The organism is Specibacter cremeus (assembly GCF_003946885.1).
Lineage (GTDB): Bacteria > Actinomycetota > Actinomycetes > Actinomycetales > Micrococcaceae > Specibacter > Specibacter cremeus.
In genome coordinates, this window is sequence record NZ_RWKQ01000083.1 from 1 (window position 1) to 6,261 (window position 6,261).

Here is a 6,261-nt window from a genome sequence, read left to right on the forward strand (position 1 = left end):
CCCGTCACCCACGCCACGCCGCTCACACGGCAACAAAGCCGCAGGTCACAGCCCTACTCGCCGACCTTTCCGGGGCCCTGGGTCCATGGTGCACCCGTGGTTGTGTGAAGGCGTCGAGAGCTTTGACGCCGTTTTTGGCGGTGGTGGCCAGGCGGATTTCCCGTTCGGCCGCATAATTATCGAACACGACGCCCGGGTCGGTGGTCAAGCGCAGGTAGTCCTCAATGTGGGGGTGGATGCGCCGGGCCAGGCCCGGTGGTTGGCCCCGACCTTGCCCGGTGGCGAGTGGTCCGTGTTGGCCTGGCCCCGTCCCGCCTTATCTCGTACGCCGGCGCCAGCGTCAGCAACCTCCTCGAGGAGCCGACATGAACGAGATCAAAGACGGGAGCAAAACGCCCGCCAGTGCAGAGCAGTACCTACGGGCCTTGCGCCGCGAACTCCGGCCACTCCCGCGCTCCGAACAATGCGAGGTATTGAACGGCATTGCAGCGCACATCCACGAAACGCTCCACAAGGCTGGCCACGAGGAGACGAGCAAAGCCCTGGCGGCCCTCGGTTCTCCGCGCATGATTGCCGAGCAGGCATTTGATGACTTCGAATCCCGTACCGGACGTACCGCCCGGCCACGGTATCTCAACGCGGCACGGGCCCTGCAAATCGGCGCAGCTGCGCTGGCTGTCGCGGCGACCCTGGCGGCGCTCCTTTTGCCAGGTGTAGTCCGCGATACTCAGATCAACTCGGGCGAGCACATCGTTGAGACACTCACATTGCTGCAGACCCATTCAGCAGGCATCCTCATCCCGCTCGCCATCCCGATCGTCCTTACGGGCCTACCTCTCGCGGTCATCGGTTCAAGATGGCGGGCGACATCGATCGCCTGCACCATACTCCTGGCGGTCTTCGCTGTCATCGCATCCGCCACCGTGGGCTGGTTCTATTCGCCAGCATTCATAGTGGCGATCGTGGCCGTCAGCATTCCGCTTCGCAGCAAGGTCTAGGGCCTGTCTCCTGGAAGGCTCCTCGGCGCCATCGCCATCTGGCTGGACAGATTATGAGTCAAGCCTTAGCGCCCGGTGCCGCCGTAGACGGTCGCCTCGTCCTCGCCGTCCAGCTGGAACGCCCGGTGCACCGCCCGGACTGCGATGTCCAGCAGGTCGGCGCGTGTGACCACGGAGATGCGGATTTCCGAGGTGGAGATCAGGTCGATGTTGACCCCGGCGTCGGAGAGCGCCTTGAAGAAGTCGTACGAGACGCCGGGGTTGGAGCGCATGCCCGCGCCGATGAGCGACAGCTTGCCGATCTTGTCGTCGTAGATCAGGTCCTCGAAGCCGACCTCGTCCTGGCGGGCCCGCAGCGCGGCCAGCGCCGCCTCGCCGTCCACCATGGGCAGCGTGAAGGAGATGTCCGTCTTCCCCGAGCCGCGGGTGGAGATGTTCTGCACGATCATGTCGATGTTCGTGTGGGCGCCGGCGATGATGCCGAAGATGAGGGCAGCCTTGCCGGGGATGTCGGGCACCCCCACGACCGTGACTTTGCCTTCGGACCGGTCGTGCGCCACGCCGGAGATGATTGGCTGCTCCAAGGCAACTCCCTCTGTGAATGTGATCTTGTCGTCCGGGCTGGGCAGCACCCAGGTCCCCTCGTTGTCGCTAAAGGATGAGCGCACGTGGATGGGCATGCCGAAGCGGCGCGCGTATTCGACGCAGCGCAGGTGCAGGATCTTCGCCCCCGAGGCCGCCATCTCCAGCATTTCCTCGCTGGAGATCCTGCTGATCTTCTGCGCGCTCGGCACCACCCGCGGATCCGCCGTGTAGACCCCGTCGACGTCGGTGTAGATCTCGCAGACGTCGGCGTCGAGGGCGGCGGCTAGGGCGACGGCGGTCGTGTCCGACCCGCCGCGGCCCATGGTGGTGATCTCGTTGGTCTGCCGGCTCATGCCCTGGAACCCGGCCACGATGGCGACCTTGCCGCGATCCAGCGCCGTGCGGACACGGTGCGGGTCCACATCGATGATGCGGGCCTTGCCGTGGATGCCGTCGGTGATCATGCCGGCCTGGCTGCCGGTGAATGACTGCGCCACGGCGCCTTGGTCGTTGATGGCCATGGCCAGCAACGCCATCGAGATGCGCTCGCCGGCGGTCATGAGCATGTCGAGCTCGCGGGCCGGCGGGTTCCCGGAAACCTCGGAGGCAAGGTCCAGCAGTTCGTCGGTGGTGTCGCCCATGGCGGAGACGACGACGACGACCTCGTTGCCGTCCTCCAGCGTCTGGACGACGCGCCTGGCGACGCGCTTGATTCCGGCGGCATCGGACACGGACGATCCGCCATACTTCTGGACAATCAGGCTCATGGGCGCACACTCATCGGCTAGACCTACTCGAAACTTCTCACATGGCTTGCGATCCTGCCGAACGCGCCTGGACCGCGCGCTCGCGGCGGCCTGGACGGCATCGGCGCGCGGGAGGCAGGTGATCCAAGTTTAGCCCCGCGGCCGGGCTGGCATGGAATCCGCGTGTCCACATGACGGACGCCCGTCCCGGCGATTGAGCGTCCCGGTGATTGAGCCTGTCGAAATTACTGGAGGTCTCGACAGGCTCGACCACCGTCCCGGTGATTGAGCCTGTCGAAATCATGTCAACGCGTTGCGCCGCCCCTCGAAGGCCCGGCCCAGCGTGACCTCGTCGGCGTACTCCAGATCCCCGCCCACGGGCAGGCCGGAGGCGAGCCGGGTCACGGTGATGCCCAGTGTCTTGAGCATGCGCGACAGGTAGGTGGCCGTCGCCTCGCCCTCCAAGTTGGGATCCGTGGCGATGATGATCTCCTGGATCTCGCTGTCGCCGAGACGGTTGAGCAGCTCCCGGATACGCAGCTGGTCCGGGCCGATGCCGGCGATCGGGTTGATCGAGCCGCCCAGCACGTGGTACCGGCCCCTGAACGCCCTGGTCTTCTCCACCGCCAGCACGTCCTTGGACTCCTCGACGACGCAGATGATGCTCTGATCCCGCCGCGGGTCACGGCAGATCGCGCACAGGTCCTGCTCGGCGATATTGCCGCACACGGAGCAGAACTTGACGCGTTCCTTCACCGTGACGATGGCGCCGACGAGCCGCTTCATGTCCTCGGCGTCGGCCTCGAGAATGTGGAAGGCCAGCCGCTGGGCCGACTTCGGGCCGATCCCCGGCAGTCTCCCCAGCTCGTCAATGAGCTCCTGAACCGCTCCCTCGTACACGTTGCCTCACTTCGCCGTTCCACTTGTGCCATGACACTTTCGCCGCCCGCAGGCCGGGACATTACGGGGTGCCGCCGCCCAACGGCCGCTCCTCGATCAGCGTGCCGCCCAGGATCCGCTCCACGGCGGCGCGGCCCACCAGCCCGGACTCCTCGATGGTGATGTCGTCGGCGCTCGGGACGTCCTCCACGTACGCCGCCCCGGCACGGGTGGGTTGCTGTGTGCGGGCGGCCTGCGCCTCCGGGCTGTTGGCCAGCCGCCGGTACATGCTCATCCGGCCGGATGCGCCACCCGCCGCGTCCGGTGCCCCGCTGCCGGCGGGAAGATCCGACGACGGCGGCGCGGCCAGCGCGTCCGGCCCACCGTCGGTGGCCGGTGCGGTGGGGGCCGGCGAGGCCGGAGCGGAACCAGCGGGCCGGTCGTCGCCGACGGCCCAGTCGGGTGCGCCCTCCGGTGCGCCCCAGCCGGGGTCGGCGACCCGGGGGGTGAAGTCCTTGGGCAGGTCCGGGTCGGCGCCGACGGCCGCGTTCCCGGCGGCCAGCGCCTGCAGGCGTTCGAACCGCGACGGTACACGCCCGGGCGCCGTCGTCGGTGTCGGTGTGGCGGGTTCGTCCGTGACGGCTGCGGGTGTGGCAGGTTCCTCCGGTGTGTCCCAGCCCGTGGTCCAGGCGGCGATGGGCGACGTGGTGATCGGGGCCGGGGCGAAGATGGACGGGGCGGGCTCCGTTGCCGGCGCCGGCACCGCGGGCTCGGCCGGCGTGGCGGGGGCGGCCGCCGGGGTCGGGGCATTGTCCCAACCGGGTTCGGCCGGCTCGTCCCAGGCTGGTTCGGGTTCGGCAGGCTCGCTCCAGGAGGGTTCGGGTTCGCCGAACCCGCCCGATGCGGTGGCCGGGCCGGGCCCGATGGCCTGGTTGCGGGGGATCCACGGATCGGATCCCCTGGGTGGGGCGTCCCGACCGTCCGACGAGGTGGGTCCCACGCCGCGGCGGGGACCCTGGTCAGCCGGCGCTTTTGGGTTTGGGTCAGCGCTCCCGGGCGCATCACCGGCGACGGCGACGACCTTGCATCGGATGCCGAGGGTCGTGTTGATGGCCTGGGCCAGGTTGTCGGCGTGGTCGCCGCGGCTGTAGGCGCCGGCCAGTCCGGACGTGGTGAAGGACAGGCGGAGCGTTTCGCCGTCGAACGCCTGCGGCGTCGAGTTCGGGCCGATCAACGCCCACGAACTGCGCTTGATCTTGCCCAGGTTGACCAGGATCTCCGGCCACGCGCGTCGCATGACCTCGACGCCGCCGGCGCCCGGATGGTCCGGTTCCCGGGGTCCGGTCGCGGCCGGCACGACCGGTGCCTCGGACGTGTCCGGGACGGTTACCGGTTGCTGGGTTGCTGGTTCGGCCGGCTGCGCCGAAGACAGCCCGACCGGCCGTTCTGCGGGCGGCGACTCCCATCCGTCGGGGCCAACGGGCGCGGCCGGTGCGGGGCCGGCCGAGGCGCCCGCTGCCGGGCCGGCCTGGGCGGCGTGCTGCTGGGCGGCCTGTTCCGTGTTGGCCTTCGCCTTCGCCAGCTGGGCCCGCACGGCAGCCAGCCCGCCGCCCGAGGGCGTCTCCGCGGCACTTCCGGCCGGCTGCCGGGACGGGGAGCCGGACTGGACGTCGGCGGCGAAGGAGGGGCCCGGCGTCGTACTCTCCGGCGCCGCCGCGACTCCGGCGGGCAGCGCGGTCGGCGCGCCGCCGTAGTTGAGCCGGCGTTCCATTTGGTCGAGGCGGGCGGCCATGCCGCGCGCGGAGGCGTCCGCGCCGGGCAGCAGCAGCCGGGCGCTGAGCAGTTCCAGGTGCAGGCGCGGGGACGTGGCGCCCGTCATCTCGTTCAGCGCCCCGTTGGTGACGTCGGCGGCGCGCGACAGCTCCGCGGCGCCGAGCTGGTTCGCCTGCGTCTGCATGCGCGCGATCTGCTCATCCGGCACGCCACGCAGGATGGCGTGGGCGCTCTCCGGCATGGCCTGGACGATGATGAGGTCGCGGAACCGTTCGAGCAGGTCCTCGACGAAGCGGCGGGGGTCGTGCCCGGTCTGGATGACCCGGTCCACGGACTTGAACACGGTGGCGGCATCGGCCGCGGCGAGGGCCTCGACGACGTCGTCCAGCAGCGACGCGTGCGTGTAGCCGAGCAGGTCGACGGCCAGTTCGTAGTCCAGCCCGGACCCGCCGGCGCCGGCCATCAGCTGGTCCAGCACGGACAGGGAGTCGCGCACCGATCCGCCGCCGGCCCGGATCACCAACGACAGCACACCCGGGGCGACCGGCATGCGCTCCATTTCGCACAGTTGTGCCAAATAAGCCATGAGCGGCTCCGGCGGGACCAGCCGGAATGGGTAGTGGTGGGTCCGGGACCGGATGGTGCCGATGACCTTGTCCGGTTCGGTCGTGGCGAAGATGAACTTGATGTGTTCCGGCGGTTCCTCGACGATCTTCAGCAGCGCGTTGAAGCCGGCCGAGGTGACCATGTGGGCCTCGTCGATGATGAAAATCTTGTAGCGGTCGCGCACGGGGGCGAAGGTGGCCCGTTCGCGCAGGTCGCGGGCGTCATCCACGCCGCCGTGGCTGGCCGCGTCGATCTCGATGACATCCAGGGAGCCGGGGCCGCCGCGGGAGAGCTCGATGCAGCTGTCGCACTGGCCGCACGGGCGGGAGGTGGGTCCCTGCACGCAGTTCAGGCAGCGGGCCAGGATGCGCGCCGACGTCGTCTTGCCGCAACCGCGCGGCCCGGAAAACAGGTAGGCGTGGTTGACGCGGTCCTTGTCCAACGCGGCCATGAGCGGCGTGGTGACATGCTCCTGCCCGATAACGTCCGCGAACGAGTCGGGGCGATAACGGCGGTAGAGGGCGGTGGGTGCTGTCACGGAATCAACCCTATCTGGTGCGGCTGACAATGCGCATGGCGTCCGGGGCGGACCGGGTGTGCGTCAGGAATGTAGGTGATGGTTTTTAGGGTCAGTATGGCGCTAGTCTGGTTATTAGTTTCACGGTCAGACAAGG

4 protein-coding genes are annotated in these 6,261 nt (G+C 69.1%); 1 reads left to right on the top strand and 3 read right to left on the bottom strand.

Going from position 1 to position 6,261, the window contains the following annotated elements:
• Positions 1–365: 365 nt before the first annotated feature.
• Positions 366–998 (top strand): HAAS signaling domain-containing protein, encoded by a 633-nt coding sequence (locus EJC77_RS19990; RefSeq protein WP_125616998.1) that lies wholly within the window; start codon positions 366–368, stop codon positions 996–998.
• Positions 999–1,063: 65 nt separating this feature from the next.
• Here EJC77_RS19990 and EJC77_RS19995 read toward each other — a convergent pair whose 3' ends face one another.
• From EJC77_RS19995 to EJC77_RS20005, 3 genes are all read right to left on the bottom strand, one after another.
• Positions 1,064–2,350: an aspartate kinase gene (locus tag EJC77_RS19995; protein WP_125617001.1), complete on the bottom strand. Its 1,287-nt coding sequence runs from the start codon at positions 2,348–2,350 to the stop codon at positions 1,064–1,066.
• Between the two features lie 279 nt (positions 2,351–2,629).
• The gene (recR, locus tag EJC77_RS20000; protein ID WP_125617004.1) at positions 2,630–3,229 is read right to left on the bottom strand and encodes a recombination mediator RecR; all 600 of its coding nucleotides are present in this window, start codon (positions 3,227–3,229) and stop codon (positions 2,630–2,632) included.
• A gap of 61 nt (positions 3,230–3,290) precedes the next feature.
• Positions 3,291–6,125 carry a DNA polymerase III subunit gamma and tau gene (locus EJC77_RS20005; protein WP_125617006.1) on the bottom strand — a complete coding sequence of 945 codons (2,835 nt, stop codon included), beginning with the start codon at positions 6,123–6,125 and terminating at the stop codon, positions 3,291–3,293.
• Positions 6,126–6,261: the final 136 nt, after the last annotated feature.

Excerpts from the sequence above, each read along its gene's own strand:
- EJC77_RS19990 (WP_125616998.1), top strand. The coding sequence starts at position 366 with ATGAACGAGATCAAAGACGGGAGCAAAACGCCCGCCAGTGCAGAGCAG.
- EJC77_RS19995 (WP_125617001.1), bottom strand. The coding sequence starts at position 2,350 with ATGAGCCTGATTGTCCAGAAGTATGGCGGATCGTCCGTGTCCGATGCC.